Origin of the sequence: Haloterrigena alkaliphila, assembly GCF_017352155.2 — an archaeon.
Lineage (GTDB): Archaea > Halobacteriota > Halobacteria > Halobacteriales > Natrialbaceae > Haloterrigena > Haloterrigena alkaliphila.
Window position 1 is genome coordinate 1,292,665 of sequence record NZ_CP071462.1, and the last position, 20,694, is coordinate 1,313,358.

Genomic DNA, 20,694 nt, shown 5'->3' on the forward strand with positions numbered 1-20,694 from the left:
GTCGCCCGCGCTGGAATCGGGTGGTCAGGCCCGCTCGCGGCTGCGTCTCGAGTCTGGGGCGGCTCACGGACGGATTCCGCGTTAGGAGGGAGATAAACGGAAGAGTACGATACCAAATCGGCTGCCCGCCGGTGGGCTCCCGACCGGCGGCGGCTCAGTCCTCGGTCCAGTACATCAGGTTCTCCCGCTCGGTGCCGCAGTTCGGGCAGTCCTCGGGCAGTCCCTCGTCGATCTCGCCCATCTCGCCGCACTCCATGCAGCGCCACATCAACTCGGCCTCGCCGAACTCGTGGCCCGAGCGGGCGTGCTCGACGCTCATCGACTCCGCCCCCTCGCGCGTGGTGACGAAGAAACCGCTCCGCTCGAAGCCGCGGATCGTTCCGAGTTTCTCCCCGTCCTCGTCGTAGACGGCCTGCCCGAAGTCGAGTTCCAGGACCTCCTCGACGGCCGCTTCCTCGCCCTCTTTCGCCGGCGTCTCCCCAGTTTCGACCATGAACGCGGATACGCCAGCGACGGCGATAAAGTCACAGCGCGCATTGTGCGAGCGGCCCCTCGAGCCCGGTGAACCCGTCCGTACTGGGTGAGCGGGATGGACCGCTGAGGGATGCCCGGTCGGGGATCGATGACCGAACCCGAACCAAGGTACGTATCGTGATGAATTTCCAATGGGAAGGGCTGTGTTAATAGAAACCAATATACATCCTCCGTTCGGATCCTCGTGGTGTGAGAGCCGGGCGCACAACTGGCCCGCCCGACGCGCAGCGGCCAGTCAAACCGGGAAACCGCGAGGAACGCGAACCGAGGGCAGTCGGACCCAGGGGAAAGACCAACAAGTGGTCAGCACGTTCGACAGACGTGAACCCACCCAAGGACGCGACCGACGACCGCGGGTGCCGTTCGACCGACGGACCGCCGTCGAACCGCCGCGACGGAGGCGCGATGCGCGTATGACGGGAACCGGCGTCGCGACCGTCGGCGACTGTCGGATCGCCTACCGACGCGCGGGGACGAGCGGCCCGCCGGTCGTCCTCTGTCACGGGGCGGGTATCGACGACACGACGGTCTCGTGGCGACACGCCGTCGATGCGCTGGCCGAGGACTACCGCGTCTACGGGATCGACTGGCCCGAGTACGGGAACAGTACGGGCGACGTCACCCACACCATCGAGACCTACGTCGACGTCCTCGGGGGCTTCCTCGAGACGCTCCCCTACGAGCGCGTCTCGCTGGCGGGAATTTCGATGGGCGGGGGCGCGGTGCTGGGCTACGCGCTCGAGCACCCCGAGCGCGTCGACCGGCTGGCGCTGGTGGACAGCTACGGGCTGGGCGGGCGGCTGCCCAGCGCGCTCTCGTGGAAACTGCTGTCGCAGATCCCCGGGATGACCGAATTCGGCAAGATCGCCGCCAGCGTCACCACCGACAGCGTCCGGATGGTCCTGGACAGCCTCGTCGCCGACGCCGACGACCTGTCCGACGCGTTCGTCGCCGACGCCAGGGAGAAGCTGATGGAACCCGGATCGATTCAGGCGTTCAAGGAGTTCCAGAACAACGAACTCTCCTTCAACGGCCGGGTCGCGACGAACTTCGTCGACGACCTCGAGTCGCTGTCGGTCCCGACGCTGCTGATCCACGGCGAGGACGATCCGCTCGTCCCCCTCGAGTGGTCGGTGCGAGCGGCCGACCTGATCCCGGAGGCCGAACTGGACGTCGTCGAGAACTGCGGCCACTGGGCCCCGCGGGAGCGTCCCGAGCGGTTCAACGAGAGCCTCCTGAACTGGCTGCCGGACCCCCGCTGTGCACCGACGCCGCACTATCCGACGGCCGAGATGCCCGGGATCACTCGCGTCGGCGACTGAGCGAACGCGTCTACGTTTCTAACTGTATGGCCGGGAGCACGGCTCGAGCACCGCGAGAGCCGTGCGACTCGGGGAAGGGCAGGCGATTCACCGATACCGACCGCGAGAGAGCGCCGCAGGCGCTCTCGAGGGGGCCGACGACTGACTCGGAGTGAGTGAAGCGAACGGAGAAGAAGGAGGAGTGCTTTTGGTGGAGCTTTTGCCGAGGGACGTCGAGCTGTGCGGCAGCGTAGCTGCCGTCAGCGCGACAGACCGCAGTGCAAAAGGTCCTACATGAAATCCTCGATGCCGCTCTGCTTGTTCTTGTCGTTCTCGAAGATGCTCTCGAGTGCGCGCTCGAGCACCTCTAAGCGCTGTTTCGTGTAGGGGCGGCAGTCGTACTCGTCGGCGACCTGAATCGCGGTCTGCATGTACTTGTTCACGGAGCCCTTGTGGACGGTGAGGTTGACGCGGCCGCCACACTCCCGGCAGTCGCCGGTCAGCGGCATCCGGCGGAACTTCTCGCCGCAGTCGAGACAGCGGGTCTCCTGCCGGGAGAACGCGCGCAGGTTCCCGATCAGGTCCGGCAGGAAGTGGTACTCGATGACCCGTTCCGCGACGTCGGTCTCGTCGACGGCCTCGAGTTTGCGCGAGAGCTCGAGCTGGGCGTCCATCTTGTCCATCATCGAGCCCAGCGTCTTGTAGGCGGAGAGGTCGGGACCCATCGCGATGTCGGTGGTGTCGTGGGTGTGCTCGAAGCCGGTGTACTCGGTGTCGGTACCGAGGGTGTCCTCGGCGATCTCGACGTCGACGTCCTCGGGGTCGGCCTGCTCGCGGGTCGCGAGGTAGAACTCGCGGGGGTACTGCGAGACGACGTCCATGTTGTGGGCCTCGTCGTCGATCTCCGAGGGGTCGATGCGGGAGGACATGACGAGCGGGGCGTCCATCGAGTTGTGCGCATAGAGCCAGTTAGCAGTGAAGATCGGATCGCCCCCAACCTGCAGATCGTAGAGGAAGCCGTCGTAGTCGGCGCGCTCGATGGACGTGATTCGGAGGTAGGAGAGGTCACCGTCGACCAGCGGACGGATTTCCTCGAGTTTCGCTTTGGCTTCGTCCGGAAGGTCGCGCGTATCGAGTTCGTCGACGATCTCTCCGAGTTTCTCGAGCGAGATATTGTCGCGTCGTTTCAGGTACTTCGGAACGAGCTGTTTGATCCCGTCGATATCCATCTCGCGAATCTCCATCAGTTCCTCCGGGATCGTGACGACGAGGCTCTTCGGATGGTACGAGGCCTCGCCGTCGAGGATTCGCTCAAGAGGGTTATCCGACGCACCGCCGGACACGGAGACGGTGTAGATCGGCTGTCGCGACGCGTCGCGTTCCCGTCGCGAGACGTTCGCGACGAGACCGAGTCGATGACAGAGGAAGACGATTCCGTCTTTGACGTCTTCGCTCGTTGTGTGGAAGTTCATCCCCGTGTAATTGTCGTCGCTCGGCTCCGAACCGTCGCCAGCGATAAAGCCACGGAGGAACGCGATTGCGACATCTCGCTCGGCTCGTAGGATACAGTCGGGAATGATCTTCTCACTCGAGTTGTACGAATCACGGTCCTCGAAGCCGAGATCGTGCAACACGTCGAAGAAGACGGCGGGGAACGCGACCTCGTACGCTTTGTTCGACCAGCGAACGCTCGGTTCACAGCCGAGCGAGGCCGTTGTCGCCTCGACGACGCGATCGACGAGTGCTTCGTCGCCGTTGTGAATCGCTGGTCGAGTTCCGGAAAGTGATCCTTCGGCGACGAACATTCCGAGTAGCCACGCGAAGTCCTCGTCGACATCGATGGAGCGGTTGATACAGTCCGACGATCCTTTCCAGCCGACTGAACACGCGTCTGGAAGGGCGGTTTCACCATGTTCGGATTTGATTTCTTCGAGGGTCGATCGGCAGACCTTCTTTTTCGAGAGCCGGTACGAAAGTCCGCCATCGAACGCCACTCGAGTGTCGCCACCGCGTTCCGCACCGTCCCAGACGTCGATCAGCCATTCCTCGTGATCGTCGTCGAGCAGGATATACGGATCATCGACGCACTCCAGTGCGTCGATCGTCGTCTCGACTGGGTCAACATCGAGGTTTCGAGGTGCGACGATCAGATCACCCTCGTCAAGATCCGACCCGGCGACTTCCTCGATTCCGTCGTCGTACCGGAAGAGGCTGTGGTCGGTCGTGATCTCGAGTTCGCGCCCGAACTGCGTGGAGATACGCAGTAGTTCTTCGTCGTCGTCGGCCTCATACCGGATCGCCTTCTCGATGGGTTTCGGTGCCGCTTCGTGGTCGTCGTCGAAGGCGTAGGTCGTCCATCCCTCGAGCGCAGCCGTTTTCTTCTGGAACTTACCGTCGATTTCGATCGGTGCGTCGAGTTCGTCCCAGAACTCGTCGAAGGTCATGAACCGAAGGTTGCCGTCGGGATCGAACGCAATCAGTCGCGAGTCCTCCGCGACGCTACCGCCGCGTTGGTCCGGAAGATACGACCGCGAGAAGTTCAAGAGTCCGTCCATGAGTAGCATCACGCAGTCCTCATCTCCATCGCATTGCGCTGTGTGTAGACCGTTCGCGACGAGTGTGTGCGTGTCCGAAACCGTGAGACAGTAGGTATACTCGACATCGGATGGGACGATTTCGGTTCGTTCTACTATATCAACCCCCGGACGACCGCCGTCCGAAATCCCCTCCGCTTGCGGACTCGAGTCGACGGTCGAGTCGGCTCGAGCCGGCGTCGGAATCTCGTCACCGGCCTCGAGTTCGCTCGCAGCGATTCGTTCGAGACCGTCGTTCCAGACGACCATCGTGTGGTCCGGAGTCACCGTCAGCGACCGACCACCGCGAGTTTCGATCTGGATGAGGTGATCGGGTGCAGGATGCTTGGAAACGGCTTCGACCGGTCGGCTCAGGCGTCGTCCGTCGTCGTCGATCGACGGAACGGTGACCGATCCCTCGAGATCCTGAACGAGCGTCCCGAAGTCGTCCTCGCGAGGATCAGTGAGCCGCGATTCGACGAACGTCTCGATCGGTTCCTCACGAGCGATTCCCGATTCGTCTTCGTATCGAATCGTCGTTTCGGGATGGAAGCAATTCCGGCGCTTCGCGGCGTGGAAATACGGATGCGCGTAGCCAACCGCCGCGCTCGTGAACCCGATCACTCGGCCGACAGTTGCCGCGCTCGTGTGGGGTGCCATCCCGAAGACGAGTTCGCCGACCAGTTCCTGCCGGTCGTCGATCTCGTAGAACGGCTCGAGCCCGTAGTACTGCTCCAACAGATCGTCGATGAAGTCGGCGGTCTGCATCATGTGCTCGGCGGCGCCGTCCGAGAGGACGATGTCCTGGATTTTCAGCTCGACCAGTTGGTCCTCGTGGGTCAGCGGTTCGCCGTGGATGTCCTCCTCGTAGCCCAGCGCCTGGAGCTGGCCGACGTCGACGTCGAGTTCGCTGGCCCGGACCGACGTCACGGGGAGGTCCGTCATGTCGTAGCGGACGGTGCCGTCCTTGAACGAGGAGACGTCGTGTTTCGCCCGCAGGATCCCCTTCTCGATCGGTTCGGGGATCTTGTTCGTCGAGGACAGCCCCTTGACGCCTTTCAGAATGTCGAAGGCGTTCTCGCGCTCGCCGACGGACTCGAGCGCGGAGCGGAACTCGTCGTTGACGTCGATATCGCGGACCTCGACGCAGGTGCCCTCGCGGTCGCAGCGGTCGCACTCGACGCGGCCGGCTTCGTCGGGCTCGAGCGAGTCGTCGCAGTCGGGACAGCGGTAGTCGGGTTCGGTGCGGGCGTCGCAGTCGGGACAGCGGTTCTTGAACGTCTCCGTCGCGCAGTCGGGACAGCGCTTGCGGCCGACCTGCACCTCGACGACGCCGGGCGTGTCCTGCATCGTCTCGGCGTGCGTGGCCGCGTCGGCGACGTTGCGCTGCGTGCCGCCGGCCTCGCCGATCGGGAACAGGGTGTGGACCGCCGGGCTCAGGTCGCGGCTCTCCGATTTCTCGGGGCGGCCCATCCGGTTGCCGATCCGCGTGGGGGCGCGCTCGCGGACCCGGACGGGGGCGACCTCGTTGACCGCCTCGATGGCGTTGTCGCCCTCGGTCTCGTGGCCCCAGGTGCGGGCGCGTTCCGAGAGGTCCTCGTCGGACCACGTGCGCTCGAGTTCGACGGTCGGCTCCTCGTGGTCCTCGCCCCGGCCGTCGGAGTCGGGATCGAGCGCGGCCCCGTCGGTGACCGCCTGCCGCGGCTCGCAGCCGACCGTGCGGACGAACGGCCGCCAGTCGTCGATCTCGATGCGGTCCGCGTCGGGTCGTTGCCGGTGTTCGATGACGATCGTCTCGAGGGCGTCGGCGACGGCGTCGTCGTGCGCGAGGACGAGGACGCTGTCGTCGCCGTTCCCGTTCACGCTGCCGTCGCCGTCGCGCTCGATCCGTCCGTCGGCGACCGCCACCGCGAGGTCGCGGAAGGCGTCGACCGAGATGTCGTGCCAGAGGTACGTGTACTCCGGATGCAGGGGCGCGTCGTACTCCAGCGCCCACTCGAGGGCCTCCTCGGGGGTGGGGAACTCGAGGTCGATCCGCGGGTCGTCCTCGAAGGCCTGCACGTCGGCGCCGGCGGCCGCGAGGTCCTGGACCCACCACTCGTAGGTGTAGGAGGCCGGCGCGAGCGGGTGGTTGTTCTCGACGAACTCGCCGTAGTTGACGAGGTACTCGCCCAGGTCGAGGATCTTCTCGACGCCGTTTCTGATCTCGAGGGCGTCCTCTGGGTCGTCGATCCGGCGGACGTCGCCGTTGGCGAGTTTGACGGTCGGCCCCTCGATGGAGTCGACGGGGACGACCCCCGCCGCCTTGCCGGGCCGCTCGGTCTTGATCTGCGTGCCGGTCGCGAGGAAGTCGTCGACCAGATGCATCGCGGCGGGGTGGACGCCGGCGGTCGCGAACCCGTGGTTGCGCGCGCGGCCGTAACGCAGGCGGAAGCCGCCCTCCGCGCAGGGGTGGGAGAAGACGGGGCGGCCGGCGATCAGGTCGCGGAGGAACTTCTGGGACGTCTCGACGCGCGGGGGGCCGTCGGACTCGTCGGTATCGGACTCGGCCTCGTCTCCCTCGTCCGCGCCCTCCGCGTCGCTCTCGTCGACCGCGTCGTCCTCGTCGCCCTCGTCCGTACTCTCCGCGTCGCCGACGCCGTCGTCGTAGTTGCCGTCGATCAGGTCCTGCAGCCACGGCCAGTCGATCTCGTCGAGATTGCGGGTGTAGCGCTGGATCTTCGGGGCCTTGAGCGCGATCCCCTCCGCCATGACCAGGCACATCCCGCCGCGGGCGCTGTTGGTGTCGACCCGCTCTAGGTCCCGAAAGCCCGAGACCTCCTCGTCGCCCGTGGCCTCGCCGTCCAGCATGATCGGCATGTGTTTCGCGATGAACTTCGTCTCCTTGTCCTTGGGCGTGTACTGGAGGCCGGTCTCCTTGTCGTATAGCGAAATTTCCTCGGCGTAGCGTTCGACCTCTTCCTGTCGGGCGTCGAACTGCTCGATGCCCACGAGGGCGCGGGTGTAGTCGGCGACGAGGACGGAGAGGGCCTGCGCCGTCCCGCCCGCCGAGCGGATCGGGCCGGCGTAGTAGACGTTGACGAACTCCGTCCCGTCGTCGTTGGTGAGGATCTCGACCTTGTCGATCCCCTCGATGGGCGCTGCGACGACCCCCTCGGTCAGCAGGGCGACCGCGGTCCGGACGGCGCCCTCGACCTTGCCGGCTTTCGTCTCGTAGTCGCCGACCCGGCCCTCGGCAAAATCCTCGGCGAGTTCGAGCGCGGCCTCCTCGCGGCTCATCTTCCCCTCGAGCTCGCGGACGCGCTCGGCGACGCCGTCGATGCCGAGGATGTTCTCGACGCGGTCGGCCATGTCCTTCGCGATCGGAATCTCGACCTCCGGCTTCGGATCGGCGCCGCGTTCCTTGGCCCGTTCGGCGACCGCGAGCGCCTCGTCGAGGCCGGATTCGAGCCGCTGAAAGTACCGCGTGTCTTCCTCGCGCATGTCAGAGCCAGAGGTCCAGTTCGGTCGTCTCGTCGTACTCGCGCTCGAGGGAGTACGCGAAGACGCGCATGTGTACCTCGCCGGCCCAGACGGTCGCCTCGTTCAGGTGCCCGGCGTACGTGACGCCCTCGTCGTCAGAGAGGACCGCGTGAGTGTGCGCGAACCGTCCGTCATCCAGCCAGGAGACGTTCCCGACGCAGCTCGCGACCTCGAGCGACTCGTCGAACTCGATGGGAGCGTACTCGCAGGTGTCCTGATCGTAGAACCAGAGTTCGGCGTCCTGCACCGCGCCGAGGGCGGTAAACCAGGCCGCGTCGGCCTCGACGTCGTTCGCGAGCGACTCGATCTCGGCCCGCCAGTCGGCGCCGGTCTCGAGGCGGGCGACGTACTCGCCCGTGGTTTCGACGGCTCGATAGTTCATACCAATGTGCTGTGTTCGGCTGAGAGAAAAAGACCACGGGTTGTGGCACGCCGACGGCAGGTACGATATCGATCCGTCTCGAGGGCCTCCCGCGGCGGCAACGGGACGACCGACTCCATCGATCCGTTCGACGAGCCGTCGCGCCCGACGCTCGGCGCGCGACTCGAGCGCGCCGATCGTCTACGGTTTCCAACCATTACGCGAACATATCAACATTACTGCTTCTACAGTCGCGGAGAAGATAGCCATCTATGTACAATAAAATCCACCAACGTCCACTAATTAGACTAATACGATCTAGTACTAGTCCATTATGAGTTAGTAACAACCGATTTGCATTCTTTACCCGGTAGATACCAAAATAGGATGGTTGGTAACACGAATCAAGATGGTGCGAAATCAGTTACCGACGACGCGGCGACGACTCCTCGCGTCGGGGGCCGCCGTCTCCGCGTCGGTTATCGCAGGGTGCATCGGTGGGAGCGGTGGCGGCGGCGGAGACACGTTCCACTTCACACAGGAGCAGTCCCGAGAGGAACAGTTCGATCCCGTCGTCTCGAACGACGCGTACAGTTTTCAGGTGATTCAGCTCGTCTTCGACGGGCTCTACGAGTTCGGCGAGGACCTCGAGCTCCAGCCCAAACTCGCGGCGGGCGAGCCGACCGTCGAGCGCGACGGGACACGGTACATCTTCGAACTCGTGGAGGGTGCCACGTTCCACAACGGCGACGAGGTGACCGCCTCGGACGTCGCCCACTCCTTTACCGCGCCGGTCGAGGAGGAGACGGAGAACGCCTCCGAGTACGACATGATCGAGAGCACCGAGGTCATCGACGACTACCAGTTACAGGTCGACCTCGGGGAGGATCCCTACGGCCCGTTCGAACTCCAGACGATGGGCGTGACGGTCGTTCCGGAGTCGGTTCGGACCGAGGACCGCGAGGCGTTCAACACGGATCCGGTCGGCTCCGGGCCGTTCACGTTCGCCGACCTCCAGGAGAACGAGTACGTCGAGATCGAACGGCGGGACGACTACTGGGACGACCTCGAGCCGAACCTCCCGCGGGTACGCTTCGAGGCCCACGACGACAACGCGGGTCGCGTCTCCGACATCCGGTCGGGGAACACCGACGCCATCGCCGGCGTGCCCAACGAGGACTGGAGCGTCCTCGAGAACGAGGAGAACGTCACCCTCCACTCGGCGGAGAGTCCGACGTTCATGTACATGGCCTTTAACTGCAACGAGGGACCGACGACGAATCCGGAGGTGCGGCGGGCGATCGCCCACTCGTTCTCGATGTCGGACTTCATCGAGTCCAACGCGGGGAACGTGGCGTCGCCGATGTACAGTCCGATTCCGCCGGTCGTCAACGAGATCTGGGAGTTCCCGGAGGACGAGTATCAGGAGCTCCTGCCGTCGTACGACCCCGAGCAGGCCCAGTCGCTGCTCGACGAGCACGCCCCCGACGGCTTCACGCCGACGATCATCACGCCGGAGGGGATTCGCGCGCAACTGGCCGAGCGCATCGCGACCCGATTGGACGAGATCGGCTACGGCGCGGACGTGCAGGTGCTGGACTTCGCGACGCTCGTCGACACCTACACCAGCGGGAACGCGGACGACTACCAGATGTACCTGCTGGGCTGGACCGGCGGTCCCGACCCCGATTACTACCTCTACCCGCTGTTCCACGAGAGCGCGGCCGGGGTGAACCAGGGCCACTACTACGGGGGCAGCGACGGCTTCCACCAGGCGATCGCCGACGGGCGTAACTCGGCGGACCAGCAGGAGCGCTACGACCTCTACGAGCCCGTCATCCGGGAGATCGTCGAACAGTTACCCGCGCTCCCGGCGTTCACGCAGGACAACACGATGGCCTCGCGGGACTACGTCCAGGACCTGCAGGCCCACCCGGAGGTGACGAGGAACCCGGACCTCGTCGCCGACCACGCCAACGTCTCGATGGAGTGAGGACAGCGACTCGACGCCGCCGTCGGGGCGTCGATCGGTCTCGCGGCCGCGACGACCGTCGGCCTCGACCGACGACGAGATCACCGACCGATTCGCGAACACATGAAACTGCTCAAGTACACGATATACAGGGTCTTGCAGGCGATCCCCGTCCTGATCGGGATCTCCGTCATCACGTTCCTGCTCGCGAACCTCGGCCCGGGCGATCCGGTCAGCCTCATGCTGCAGGGACAGGAACACAGCGAGGAACTGGTTCGGTCGATCGAACAGCGGTACGGCCTCGACAAACCGCTCCACGAGCGGTACGTGACGTACATGTCCAACCTGGTGCAGGGCGATCTCGGCCGGAGCATCCACTACCAGCGGCCGGTCGCCGACCTGATGCTGGAGCGGGTCGGGCCGACGCTCCTGCTGGTGCTGTCGGCGTACGCGTTCGCGCTGGTCACGGCGATCCCGCTCGGCGTCATCGCCGCCGACAGGCGCAACGAACCGACCGATCACGCCTCGCGGGTCGCCGCGCTCGTCGGCGTCAGCACCCCGTCGTTCTGGATCGGGATCGTCCTGATCCTCGTCTTCGCGGTCACGCTCGGGTGGCTCCCCTCGAGCGGGCTCGTCTACCCGTGGCGACCGCCCAGTGCCTACCGGTGGATCGACGGCCACCTCGAGCTGTACTACCAGTCGCTGCGACACCTGCTGTTGCCGATGATCGCGCTGGGGACCCTGCAGATGGCGACGATCATGCGCGTCGAGCGCACGCAGATGATCGAGTCGCTGCAGGGCGAGTACGTCAGGCTGGCCCGCGCGTACGGCGTGCCCGAGCGGACGATCCTGCGAAAGCACGCCTTCCAGCCGGCCCAGTTGCCGATCATCACGATCGTCGGTCTCAACCTGTCGACCGCCATCGGCGGCGCGGTGCTGGTCGAGACGGTGTTCGACATCAACGGAATGGGGCGACTGTTCATCGACGCGATTCAGTCGAACGACTACCAGCTGGTGATGGGGATCACGATGATGCTCGGCGCGCTGTTCGTGATCGGCGTCATCATCACCGACATCTCGTACGCGTACGTCGATCCGCGGGTCACCTACGGTGAGAGGGAGTAACCATGGCAGTCGGCGAATCACAACTCGGAAGCGGTACTGATTCGGTATCGGACGACGAGGAGGAGGTCGAAGCCCGCGTGGGCTGGCGCTACACCGTCGCGCGGATCAAGCGGGACACGACGGCCCGCTGGGGGCTATACGTCGTCGCGCTCGTCCTGGTCGTCGCGGTGTACGCGCTGATCGACAGCAACCTCTCGCGGCTCACGTTCGGGCAGTTCTCCGACTACGCGTTCGCGCAGTTGCTGCCGATCTTCGATCACCCCACGCGCATCCCGCCGCCGGGCGAGGGGCAGCAGAACGTCCCGCCGTACTTCCCGCTCGCCGAGCAGCCGTGGAACCCGTTACCGGCGGGCGGCACGCTCGAGTACCCGCTGGGTACCGATCCCGCGGGCCGGGACTACTTCACCCGGATCGTGTACGGCACGCAGGTGTCGGTGTTCGTCGGCCTGGCCTCGACGTTCATCGGGCTCTCCGGCGGGACGGTCATCGGTGCGGTCGCCGGCTACTACGGCGGCCGGGTCGACGACGTCCTGATGCGGATGGTCGAGACGGTGTACGCGATTCCGCCGCTGATCCTCATCATCGTTTTCACCGTCTTCGTCGGCGGCGCGAACATCTGGTACGCCGTGCTCGGCGTCGGCATCGCGTTCGTGCCCGTCTTCGCCCGCATCATCCGGAGCCGCGTGCTGAGTATCCGCGAGATGGACTACATCGAGGCGGCCCGGGCGGCCGGCGTGAAGGATCGAAACATCATCATGCGACACGTCGTCCCGAACAGCTTCGCGCCGGTGCTGGTGTACGCGACGCTCCAGATCGGCGTGACGATCCTCATCGTCGCCGGCCTCTCCTTCCTCGGCTACGGCGCACAGCCGCCGACCCCCGACTGGGGCCAGATGCTCAACGTCGCCCACAGCAACCACATGCACTCGAACATCTGGCTCTCGATCTGGCCGGGACTGGCGATCATGATCACCATCATGGGCTTCAACCTGTTCGGCGACGGCCTGCAGGACGCCCTCGACCCCCGAATCGACGATTAACAATGAGCTCCGAACCACTCCTTCGCGTCGAGAACCTCAAGACGCAGTTCTTCACGGAAACCGGTACAGTACGCGCCGTCGACGGCATCTCCTTCGAGATCCGCGAGGGCGAGATCGTCGGCCTCGTCGGCGAGAGCGGCGCCGGCAAGTCGGTCGCCTCGATGAGTCTGCTGCGGCTCGTCGAAAGTCCCGGCGAGATCGTCGCCGGCGAGATCACCTACAAGGGCGAGACCATCTTCGGCCTCGAGGAAGGTCCCGACGGCGAACTCCGGGAGCGCGACGACGTGCTCTCGAACGAGGAGATCCGCACCCGGATCCGGGGTAACGAGATCGCGGTGATCTTCCAGGACCCGATGGAGACGCTCAACCCCGTCTTCACCGTCGGCGGCCAACTGCGGGAGTTCATCGAACTCAACCGCGGACTCCCGAAAGACGAGGCGAAAGCGGAGGCGATCGACATGCTCCGGGAAGTCGGCATTCCCGACCCCGAGCAGCGCTACGAGGAGTACCCCCACCAGTTCTCGGGTGGGATGCGCCAGCGCGTGCTCATCGCGATGGCGCTGGCCTGCGAACCCAGCCTCATCATCGCCGACGAGCCGACGACGGCGCTCGACGTCACCGTCGAGGGACAGATCCTCGAGCTCGTCGACGACCTCCAGTCGAAGTACGGAACGAGCCTCCTCTGGGTCACCCACGACATGGGCGTCGTCGCCGAGATCTGCGACCGGGTGAACGTGATGTACCTCGGCGAGATCGTCGAACAGGCGCCCGTGGACGAACTGTTCTACGACACCAAACACCCCTACACCGAGGCGCTGCTGAACTCGATTCCCCGCCCCGACCGGACCGTCGCGGAACTCGACCCCATCGAGGGCGTGATGCCCGAGGCGATCAACCCGCCCTCGGGCTGTCGGTTCCACCCTCGTTGTCCCGACGCGCGCGAGGTCTGCGCCCGCGTCCACCCCGAACCGCTCGAGGTCGACCGGGCCGACGGCGAGCCCCACCGCGCGGCCTGCGTGAAACACGACGCCTTCGACGTGGGCTACGCCGAGAGCGCGCCGCTCGAGGGCGGCGACGAGACGGTGGTCGGCCAGGCGGGTACCGAGGCGAACGCGGAGTCGCCGTCGGACGCGAGTGGGGAAAAGGCGTCGGCTGACGGGGGTGAGACGAGCGAAGCGAGTCGATCCTCGTCGGACCTGCGGTCCGACGGAGGTGAGTCACAGCGATGAGCCGACCGGACGAACCCATCGGGTTCGGTGACACCGACCTCGAGCACGGCGAGACGGTACTCGAGGTCGACGGGCTGACGAAACACTTCGCGGCCGACTCGGGGCTGTTCGCGGGCGTGAACTTCGATCCCGATCGGTTCCCGCCGGTGAGTTTCGGGGTCGACCGCGTCGAGGCGGTCGACGACGTCTCGCTCGAGATCGAGATGGGCGAGACGCTGGGGCTGGTCGGCGAGTCCGGCTGTGGCAAGAGCACGCTCGGGCGGACGATCCTCCGCCTGATCGACCCGACCGACGGGACGATCCGGTTCAAGGGCGAGGACCTCTCCGAGATGAGCGACGAGCAACTCCGACGGAAGCGCTCGGAGATCCAGATGATCTTCCAGGATCCCCAGTCCTCGCTGGATCCCCGCATGAAGATCGGCCAGATCATCGAGGAGCCGATGCGGGCCCACGGCATGTTCGACGACGAGGGCCGGGAGGCCCGCGCGAAGGAGTTGCTCGAGAAGGTCGGCCTCGATCCGCGCCACTACAACCGCCACCCCCACGCGTTCTCGGGCGGCCAGCGCCAGCGGATCAACCTCGCGCGGGCGCTGTCGGTCGACCCCGACTTCGTGGTCTGTGACGAACCCGTCTCCGCGCTCGACGTCTCCATCCAGGCGCAGGTGATGAACACGATGGAGGAACTCCAGGAGGAGTTCGGCCTCACCTACCTCTTCATCGCCCACGACCTCTCCGTGATCCGGTACATCTCCGACCGCGTGGCGGTGATGTATCTGGGCCACATCGTCGAGGTCGCCGAGAAGGAGGAGCTGTTCGAGAATCCCAAACACCCCTACACGAAGGCGCTGCTCGAGTCGATCCCCGTCCCCGATCCCCGAGAGTCGGGCGTCCGGGGCGTCCTCGAGGGCGAAGTACCGAGCCCGCAGAATCCGCCATCGGGGTGTCGGTTTCGGACCAGATGTCCGCAGCTGATCGCGCCCGACGAGTACGACCTGACCGACGAGGAGTGGGCGCACACCCGGGCGTTCATGCGCGCCGTCAAACGGCGGACGTTCGAGCCGATGCCCGCAACCGAAATTCGCCGGGAGTTCTTCGGCGGCGACCTCCCGCGCGGTGAGGCCGGCGAGATCGTCGCGGACGCCGTCGAACTCGTCGCGTCCGATCGGGAGGGCGGTAACAGTTCCGAGGCTGGCGATACCGATGCGGACCGCGACGGCTGGACGGACGCGGCCGATCTCCTGCTCGAGTCGTTCGCCGAGCGGAGCATCTGCGCTCGCGAACGACCCGCCTACGACCTCGAGTCGGAACTCGGGACGGAGACCCACTTCGCGGCGTGTCACCTGCATCGGTGACGGTCACGAGGATTGTTTTGTCTGATTTCATATATTTGTGAATAGCCCGCTAGATTCGAGAATAGTCAGGAGATAATCACCCGCATTCTTCATCGAAAAGGCTCAGGGAGTAGATTTACTCTGTACGGCGATTCCCGGATAACCGCGCCGAAAGGACACGAACTTTCATCTCGAAAATACTTATGTACCCGCCGGCCCTTTTACTCATGTATGAGTAAGATACTCGCAACCGTCACGGCAGGCACGCAGCGAATCGCGAAGGCCCGACGAACGATCCAGCACTCCCCGGCGCTCGGTGAGGACCGAGCGACGAACGAGGACGGCACTCCGGCGACGCGAATTCCGCCGGGTGGCTTCCTCACCGGGTGAGGACGACTCGATGACCGACCGCGCGGACGCGGACTCCCCTTTTCCACCCGCTACTCGACGGTGACCAGTCTCGACTCACGCGGCACTGACGACGCTACTCGAGATTCGCCACCCACGTTGCGGTCTCGTCGCCGTAGTCTACAGCAGCCATCTCGCAGGTGCCTACGCGTCCTCGTTCGACGGGTGCTCGCGCGCGTTTCGAATCCGATCGAAGTACGGATCGTGCGCTCGCATCTCGAGGATCACCTCGCGGAGGGCCTGAAGGACGGCGATACCGACCGCGGGCTGGAGGTTCAGTTCGCGAGCGGCGACTCGCTCGGACATCCTTCCTTCGACGTAGGGAACGGCATACGTGAGCGCAGCCGCGAGTTTGCCGATCCCGTGTTTGTCGATTAGAAACTCGAGATCCTGCGCTCGCGGTGTGCGGCCGAACGCTTCGATGAACGTCGGCGTAATCGTGTACTCGTCGCCATCGAGGGTCGCAGTGAGCGCGAGTGGAACGGCGGTATACGTGTGCGTCTTCTGCTCGTCGTCGCGCTCGAGCGCTCCCAGATCGACGAGCGTCGCCGTGTCGGCGTAGGCCGTCGTTCGAGGCGTATCGAGATCGGCTGTAATCTCGTCGATCGTGGCTTCCCCGATCCGAAGGACGTACGTATAGAGCCGCGCGAGCCGCGGCTCCTCGAGCAGTCGAGCGATCGATATGAATCCGTTGATGGCGCGCTCGGGATCACCGGCCGCTTTCGACATAATTCATAATTCGTGTATTGAGTAATAGACCTTGGGATCGAACAGCCCGATACCGTCGGCCCGCGAACCGACGCTCACTCGAGCACCGAGAGCGGATCCTTCAGATACGCGTCCTGGTCGGTCACCCGCTGGTACCAGTCGTAGAGCGTCGCGACAGCCGCCTCGTCGGGATCGAATCGGATGTGCGGCGCGGCGTGATAGCCGCGACAGCTGATCAGGAAGAAGTACAGCGTCCGGTGGTGGTCGGGCGTGGCGTCGACGACGCCCATCGATCGACCGCCGAGGTCGTCCGAGAAGTCGTTGAGCAACGCCCCGATATCGTCGTGTAACTGCTCGTCCGGCCGATACTGGGGGACGCCGAACGACTGCTGCATGTACGTCGTCGCCGCCTCGAGCAACGGGTTCGCGTCCAGCCCGGTCGGGTCGACGCGCCGGAAGGACTCGTAGAGGTCGAGGACCGTATCGAGTTCCTCGCGCGTCACGGCGACGGGCATGACGGGATCGCCCTGCGGGAGCGAGTAGTCGGGAAACGAGTGCGAGCGGGGATCCGGCAGTCCGACGAACACCTGCTCGAGGGACATGTGCGGTCTCACGGCGCACACGATTATACGGTTACCGACGGGCGCGGATCCTCGTCGCTACTCGAGGCGAATCGTCGTCGAGTCGCTCGGCCGATATCGCCCCTCGTGGGTCGCGACGAACGCGCGGAGTTCGTACTCGCCGGGGTCGGGAACGATCGATTCGTGGGCGTCGCCGGCGGTGCGCTCGAGGCGGCCGTGCCAGGTGAACCGGATCCGTTTGCGCTCGCCGCCGTCGAAGCGAAACGCCGCGGGCCGCTCGCGGGTGTACCGGCGCTCGTCGCTGGCCTCGAGATCGCCGTCGACCGTCCACCCCCAGCGGCGCCGCCGGGGCGTCGGAATCGCGACGGGCACCGGGAGCCGATTCTCGAAGGTGACGGTGATCTCGACGGGGTCGTCGCGCGCGTAGACGTCCCGATCGGTCTCGAGGGAGACGGCGACCGCGCGCCGGGCGAGCGCTGCGGGGACGAGCGACGAGAGGCGCGTGGCGAGACCGGACCGCGAGTCGCCGGGGTCGACGCCGAACTCGTCGCTCGCGTCGGTCCCGACGTCGCGCCGGGGCTGTGGACCGACCATCGACCGGGATTGCAACGGTCACATACTAAAATTCGTTCCCTCGAGCGGTTGCTCGCCGGTCCTCGGGGCCGTCGACGCCGGTCGCTACCGGACTCGTCGAACGGTGAATCGAAAACGGTGACCGCGCGGTCGAAACCGATCGACGCGTAACCCGCGCCGAAATCCCTCCACTCCCCCAGTTATCGCCATGCCGGTAGCGTCGGCGCGTCGTCCGCTCGCATCGAAAGCCAGGCGCCATCGGCCGAGATGTCGGCGATGACGTATTCCGTACTCGAGTCCGTCGAGTCGATCGAACCGACGACGGTCTCGTCGTCGGGCGTCATGGCGTGGGGGTTCGTCGCCATGTATGGGACAGTCTCCCACCCACACATAAACTCATCGAATCGAACTGTTCGTTCCGGCGACCGATCGGGCGGCCGGTCGCGGGCCCGCGAAACACTGGGTTTATACTTATTTTGGGCGTACCGTGGGGACATGAACGTAGCCGACGCGATGACGCCCCGCGAGGACGTGGTAACCGTCGAACTACCCGGTACTCGCACGGACGTCCTCGAGTACCTGCAAGAACAGTCGTTCTCGTCCGTTCCGGTCGTCGATTCGACCGACGACGGCCCCGAGTACAGGGGACTGATCTCGCGCAAGGTCCTGATCGAACAGCCCGACGAGGACCAGCTCGTCATGCTGATGGATGAGACCGTCCCGACCACGACCGCGAGCACCCCGCTCGAGGAGGTCGCGCAGACGATGGTCAGGGAGGGCGCGCGCCGCGTCCCCGTGGTCGGGAGCACGGAACCGACCGGCGCCGACCCGACGGACGGCGACGAGTCGACCGACGCCGACCAGTTCGAGGGGATCGTCACCGTGACCGACGTGATCCACGCGATCGCGACGGGCGATCAGGAAACCGACGGCACCGTCGACGCCTACGCGAGCGAGAACGTGAACACGACCTACGAGGGGGCGCCGCTGCCGGTCGCCGAGCGCGAACTCTCCTACGCGAACGTCCCCTACACCGTCGCGCTGGACGACGACGGCGAGATGAGCGGCGTCCTCACCGAGGTCGACGTCATCGACGTCGCTCGCATCGTCGAGGGCGAAGAGGAAACCGGCGACAACTTCGGAGACCAGGACGACGAGTGGTCCTGGGAGGGGATCAAGGCCGTCGGCAGCCGCTACCTCCCGACGCGTGACATCGAGATCCCCGCCGGGCCCGTCCGGGAGTTCATGAGCGACGACGTGGTGACGGTCTCGGGCCAGACGCCCATCCAGGAGGCCGCCCAGCGGATGATCAGCAACGACATCGAACAGATCCCGATGGTGACCGGCGAGCAGCTCGTCGGCATCGTCTGCGACGTCGACATCCTCGAGGCGCTCTATGAGTGAGCACGAACACGCGGACGAAGCCGAACACGAAACGGACGCGACGAGCGAGAAACTGGTCGAACTGGCCAAGCGTCGGGGCTACTTCTTCCAGTCCAGCGGGGCCTACGGCGGCGTCGGCGGCTTCTACACCTTCGGCCCGCAGGGCGCGTCCCTGAAGGGCAACGTCGAGGACGCCTGGCGCGACCGGTTCGCCGTCGCCGAGGGCAACATGGAAATCGACGCGCCGACGATCATGCCCGAACCCGTCTTCGAGGCCTCGGGCCACCTCGAGGGCTTCGACGACATGCTCGTCGAGTGTCCCGAGTGCGGTGAGAGCCACCGCGCGGACCACGTCATCGAAGATAACACGGAGTACGAGGACGCCGAGAGCCTCCCCATTCCGGAGGTCGAGGACGTCATCGCCGAGTACGAACTCGTCTGTCCGAACTGCGGTGCGGGACTGGCGGGCCAGGCCGTCGAGACCTTCAACCTCATGTTCGCGACGAACATCGGCCCCGGCGACTCCGATCCCGGCTACCTGCGCCCCGAGACCGCCCAGGGCATCTTCGTCGAGTTTCCCCGACTCAAGGAGTACGCCCGCAACCAGCTTCCCTTCGGCGTCACCCAGATCGGCCGGGCCTACCGCAACGAGATCAGCCCGCGCCGCTCGATCATTCGGACGCGGGAGTTCACGCAGGCCGAACTCGAGTACTTCATCGACCCCGAAACGGACGAGCCCGACCTCGAGAGCGTCGCGGACGTCGAAGTGACGCTCTATCCGGCCAGCGAGCAGAACGCCGAGGACGGCTCGGAGATTCAGACGACGATCGGCGAGGCCGTCGAAGACGACGTCATCACCAGCCCGTGGGTCGCCTACTTCCTCGGCGTCGCCAAGCCGTGGTACGACGCGGTCGGCGTCGACATGGACCGGTTCCGGTTCCGCCAGCACCTCTCGGGCGAGCGCGCCCACTACGCGGCCGACTGCTGGGACGCCGAAAGCGAAATCGACGGAAACTGGATCGAGATGGCCGGCTTCGCCTACCGCAGCGACTACGACCTCTCGAAGCACGCCGAACACTCCGGCGACCGCTTCACCGTCTTCAAGCAGTACGACGAGCCCAAAACGGTCGAGCGCGCCACGGTCGACCCCGACATGAGCTATCTGGGACCGGAGTTCGGCGGCGACGCGCAGGCCGTCGTCGCGGAACTCGAGGACCTCGCGGCTCGCGACCGCGCCGCGTTCGAGGGGGACACCGTCGAGATCGATCTTGAGGGAGAGACCCACGAACTCCCCGTCGAAAAGACCGGCTTCGCCGTCGAAGAGCAGACCGAAGCGGGCGAGCACATCATCCCGCACGTCATCGAACCCTCCTTCGGCGTGGATCGGCTCGTCTACACCGTCCTCCACCACGCCTACCGCGAGGACGAGGTCGACGGCGAGGAACGGACCTACCTCGAGCTCGAGCCCGAGGTCGCGCCCACGTTCGTCGGCGTCTTCCCGCTGCAGAACGACGACGGCCTCGAGGCGCAGGCCGACGAGATCGTCGCCGACCTGCGGGCGGCCGGTCTCTCCGTCGCCTACGACGACTCGGGCAACATCGGCCGGCGCTACCGCCGGCAGGACGAGGTCGGCACGCCGTTCTGCGTGACCGTCGACTACGAGACGATCGAAGACGACGAGACGACCGTCACCGTTCGCGAGCGCGACTCGACCGACCAGAAGCGACTGCCCGTCGAGGACCTCGCGGAGACGCTGTCGGCGATTCGGGACGGCGACCTCGAGTTCGAGGAGCTGTAGTCGGAGGCGGACCTCGAGAACGAGGGCTCGTCGAGCGACGTTTTCCAGTCGATATCCGCTGAGAACGTCTCACGCCACGCCGCGCAGCCGGCGTGCGGTGGCGCGCGCTGTCGGTGGTTCGAGGGATACCGAGAATCACCGACGAACCTGCGCGAGGTCTTCGCGAGTCTCGCGAGCGAACGGCTCGGAAGACGCGAAGCGTCTTCCGTTGGACGAGCGAAGGAACGACGTGACTGAGCGAGTCGACTGGGGAGG

Annotated in this window: 16 protein-coding genes; 9 read left to right on the forward strand and 7 right to left on the reverse strand. The window is 65.5% G+C overall.

Features of this window, described 5'->3' with window-relative positions:
- Positions 1-154 precede the first annotated feature (154 nt).
- Positions 155-493, reverse strand: coding sequence for a DUF7130 family rubredoxin-like protein (locus J0X25_RS25125; RefSeq protein ID WP_207290281.1), 339 nt, complete (start codon positions 491-493; stop codon positions 155-157).
- Between the two features lie 454 nt (positions 494-947).
- Here J0X25_RS25125 and J0X25_RS25130 point away from each other — a divergent pair, with 454 nt between their 5' ends.
- Entirely contained in the window at positions 948-1,856 is a 909-nt protein-coding gene (locus J0X25_RS25130; RefSeq protein WP_207290282.1) for an alpha/beta fold hydrolase, read from the forward strand.
- Between the two features lie 269 nt (positions 1,857-2,125).
- On the opposite strand, the gene J0X25_RS25135 is transcribed toward J0X25_RS25130, so the two are convergent.
- Both J0X25_RS25135 and J0X25_RS25140 read right to left on the reverse strand, forming a co-directional pair.
- Positions 2,126-7,891, reverse strand: a complete 5,766-nt coding sequence (locus tag J0X25_RS25135) for a DNA-directed DNA polymerase II large subunit (RefSeq protein WP_207290283.1) — start codon at positions 7,889-7,891, stop codon at positions 2,126-2,128.
- A gap of 1 nt (position 7,892) precedes the next feature.
- On the reverse strand, positions 7,893-8,312 hold the full coding sequence (locus J0X25_RS25140; protein WP_207290284.1) for a PPC domain-containing DNA-binding protein: 420 nt from the start codon (positions 8,310-8,312) through the stop codon (positions 7,893-7,895).
- Between the two features lie 388 nt (positions 8,313-8,700).
- Between J0X25_RS25140 and J0X25_RS25145 the strand changes: the two genes are divergently transcribed.
- The 6 genes from J0X25_RS25145 to J0X25_RS25170 all read left to right on the forward strand — a co-directional run bounded on the left by J0X25_RS25145 (position 8,701) and on the right by J0X25_RS25170 (position 15,378).
- Positions 8,701-10,284, forward strand: a complete 1,584-nt coding sequence (locus J0X25_RS25145; protein WP_207290285.1) for an ABC transporter substrate-binding protein — start codon at positions 8,701-8,703, stop codon at positions 10,282-10,284.
- Between the two features lie 102 nt (positions 10,285-10,386).
- The gene (locus tag J0X25_RS25150) at positions 10,387-11,388 is read left to right on the forward strand and encodes an ABC transporter permease (RefSeq protein ID WP_207290286.1); all 1,002 of its coding nucleotides are present in this window, start codon (positions 10,387-10,389) and stop codon (positions 11,386-11,388) included.
- Positions 11,389-11,390: 2 nt separating this feature from the next.
- Positions 11,391-12,428, forward strand: a complete 1,038-nt coding sequence (locus J0X25_RS25155) for an ABC transporter permease (RefSeq protein ID WP_207290287.1) — start codon at positions 11,391-11,393, stop codon at positions 12,426-12,428.
- A 2-nt stretch (positions 12,429-12,430) separates the two neighbouring features.
- Positions 12,431-13,657: an ABC transporter ATP-binding protein gene (locus J0X25_RS25160; protein WP_207290288.1), complete on the forward strand. Its 1,227-nt coding sequence runs from the start codon at positions 12,431-12,433 to the stop codon at positions 13,655-13,657.
- On the forward strand, positions 13,654-15,009 hold the full coding sequence (locus J0X25_RS25165; RefSeq protein ID WP_207290289.1) for an ABC transporter ATP-binding protein: 1,356 nt from the start codon (positions 13,654-13,656) through the stop codon (positions 15,007-15,009). The genes J0X25_RS25160 and J0X25_RS25165 overlap by 4 nt, the downstream gene beginning before the upstream one ends.
- Positions 15,010-15,219: 210 nt before the next feature.
- Positions 15,220-15,378, forward strand: coding sequence for a hypothetical protein (locus tag J0X25_RS25170; protein ID WP_207290290.1), 159 nt, complete (start codon positions 15,220-15,222; stop codon positions 15,376-15,378).
- A 162-nt stretch (positions 15,379-15,540) separates the two neighbouring features.
- Here the strand turns inward: J0X25_RS25170 and J0X25_RS25175 are convergent, their stop codons facing one another.
- From J0X25_RS25175 to J0X25_RS25190, 4 genes are all read right to left on the reverse strand, one after another.
- Positions 15,541-16,125 carry a DUF7437 domain-containing protein gene (locus tag J0X25_RS25175; protein ID WP_207290291.1) on the reverse strand — a complete coding sequence of 195 codons (585 nt, stop codon included), beginning with the start codon at positions 16,123-16,125 and terminating at the stop codon, positions 15,541-15,543.
- Between the two features lie 74 nt (positions 16,126-16,199).
- Positions 16,200-16,706 (reverse strand): hypothetical protein, encoded by a 507-nt coding sequence (locus J0X25_RS25180; RefSeq protein ID WP_207290292.1) that lies wholly within the window; start codon positions 16,704-16,706, stop codon positions 16,200-16,202.
- Positions 16,707-16,763: 57 nt separating this feature from the next.
- Positions 16,764-17,279 (reverse strand): DUF7974 family protein, encoded by a 516-nt coding sequence (locus tag J0X25_RS25185; protein ID WP_207290293.1) that lies wholly within the window; start codon positions 17,277-17,279, stop codon positions 16,764-16,766.
- 179 nt (positions 17,280-17,458) lie between these two features.
- On the reverse strand, positions 17,459-17,623 hold the full coding sequence (locus J0X25_RS25190) for a DUF7556 family protein (RefSeq protein WP_207290294.1): 165 nt from the start codon (positions 17,621-17,623) through the stop codon (positions 17,459-17,461).
- 130 nt (positions 17,624-17,753) lie between these two features.
- On the opposite strand from J0X25_RS25190, the gene J0X25_RS25195 reads away from it, so the two are divergent.
- Entirely contained in the window at positions 17,754-18,662 is a 909-nt protein-coding gene (locus J0X25_RS25195) for a CBS domain-containing protein (protein WP_207290295.1), read from the forward strand.
- Positions 18,655-20,439, forward strand: coding sequence for a glycine--tRNA ligase (gene glyS, locus J0X25_RS25200; protein ID WP_207290296.1), 1,785 nt, complete (start codon positions 18,655-18,657; stop codon positions 20,437-20,439). Before J0X25_RS25195 ends, glyS begins: the two co-directional genes overlap by 8 nt.
- Positions 20,440-20,694 lie beyond the last annotated feature (255 nt).

Coding starts and splice junctions, on each gene's coding strand:
- J0X25_RS25125 (WP_207290281.1), bottom strand. CDS start 493: ATGGTCGAAACTGGGGAGACGCCGGCGAAAGAGGGCGAGGAAGCGGCC.
- J0X25_RS25130 (WP_207290282.1), top strand. CDS start 948: ATGACGGGAACCGGCGTCGCGACCGTCGGCGACTGTCGGATCGCCTAC.
- J0X25_RS25135 (WP_207290283.1), bottom strand. CDS start 7,891: ATGCGCGAGGAAGACACGCGGTACTTTCAGCGGCTCGAATCCGGCCTC.
- J0X25_RS25140 (WP_207290284.1), bottom strand. CDS start 8,312: ATGAACTATCGAGCCGTCGAAACCACGGGCGAGTACGTCGCCCGCCTC.
- J0X25_RS25145 (WP_207290285.1), top strand. CDS start 8,701: ATGGTGCGAAATCAGTTACCGACGACGCGGCGACGACTCCTCGCGTCG.
- J0X25_RS25150 (WP_207290286.1), top strand. CDS start 10,387: ATGAAACTGCTCAAGTACACGATATACAGGGTCTTGCAGGCGATCCCC.
- J0X25_RS25155 (WP_207290287.1), top strand. CDS start 11,391: ATGGCAGTCGGCGAATCACAACTCGGAAGCGGTACTGATTCGGTATCG.
- J0X25_RS25160 (WP_207290288.1), top strand. CDS start 12,431: ATGAGCTCCGAACCACTCCTTCGCGTCGAGAACCTCAAGACGCAGTTC.
- J0X25_RS25165 (WP_207290289.1), top strand. CDS start 13,654: ATGAGCCGACCGGACGAACCCATCGGGTTCGGTGACACCGACCTCGAG.
- J0X25_RS25170 (WP_207290290.1), top strand. CDS start 15,220: ATGAGTAAGATACTCGCAACCGTCACGGCAGGCACGCAGCGAATCGCG.
- J0X25_RS25175 (WP_207290291.1), bottom strand. CDS start 16,125: ATGTCGAAAGCGGCCGGTGATCCCGAGCGCGCCATCAACGGATTCATA.
- J0X25_RS25180 (WP_207290292.1), bottom strand. CDS start 16,706: ATGTCCCTCGAGCAGGTGTTCGTCGGACTGCCGGATCCCCGCTCGCAC.
- J0X25_RS25185 (WP_207290293.1), bottom strand. CDS start 17,279: ATGGTCGGTCCACAGCCCCGGCGCGACGTCGGGACCGACGCGAGCGAC.
- J0X25_RS25190 (WP_207290294.1), bottom strand. CDS start 17,623: ATGGCGACGAACCCCCACGCCATGACGCCCGACGACGAGACCGTCGTC.
- J0X25_RS25195 (WP_207290295.1), top strand. CDS start 17,754: ATGAACGTAGCCGACGCGATGACGCCCCGCGAGGACGTGGTAACCGTC.
- glyS (WP_207290296.1), top strand. CDS start 18,655: ATGAGTGAGCACGAACACGCGGACGAAGCCGAACACGAAACGGACGCG.